This is a genomic window from Bacillus sp. LR--39 (assembly GCF_053613335.1).
The window spans coordinates 1-730 of record NZ_JBSIOT010000823.1 but is presented as its reverse complement, the minus strand read 5'-3'; the positions used below and the strand labels follow the sequence as shown (position 1 = coordinate 730).

Annotated in this window: 1 protein-coding gene and 1 pseudogene; both read right to left on the bottom strand. The window is 44.7% G+C overall.

What is annotated here, in order from left to right; genetic code table 11:
- Positions 1 to 102 (bottom strand): annotated as a pseudogene (locus ACWHAR_RS26780) (ABC transporter permease); the annotation flags it as partial.
- A partial coding sequence (locus ACWHAR_RS26775) for an ABC transporter ATP-binding protein (protein WP_452088389.1) occupies positions 77 to 730 on the bottom strand: 654 nt, incomplete at its 5' end. The pseudogene ACWHAR_RS26780 and the gene ACWHAR_RS26775, both read right to left, overlap by 26 nt.

The window sequence follows — 730 nt, the reverse complement described above, 5'->3', positions numbered from 1 at the left end:
AAATATGGCAAGCTGAAAGGAATGGACCTTCCACTTTTCCTTTTTCTGTTTGAATTGATACTGCTCGTGAAGCAGATCAATGGTTTCTTTGCTGTTTCTCAAGAGAATTCAGCTCCTTCCATATCGTTTGAAACAGTGTCTGGAAGGAAGGTTCCTGACGGGCGTCAAAAGGCAACATCGCGGCCAATTCCTTAGGAATGGTAAAAATCTGATGGATGGTGCCCGGCTGATTTGAAAATAAAAAGATCGTATCGCTCATCGCTATCGCTTCCCCTATATCATGAGTGACAAGCACTGCTGTTTTTTGATATTCCTTTAATGTGCGGAATACCAGGTTTTCTAAAGACAGTTTTGTCTGAAAATCAAGCGCGGAAAATGGCTCATCCAGCAAAAGCAGACTAGGATTAGGCGCAAGTGTTCTTGCAAGCGCAGCCCGCTGGCGCATCCCGCCTGACAGCTCTTTCGGATATTTTTTCTCCACATCTATGAGGCCGAACTCCGGCAATAGACCGAGTGCAGCGGCTTTGCTTTCTTCTGTCAGCGTGTCGGCGATTTTTAAACCGAGAAGCACATTTTCCTCGATAGATTTCCAGGGAAATAAGTAATCCTGCTGAAGCATATAGCCAATATTATGTTCTTTTTGATTCGGCTCACGGCCTTCAATCAGAACTCTGCCTTCTGATGGCTCAATCAAACCGGCAATAATGGAAAGCAGTGTTGTTTTTCCGCA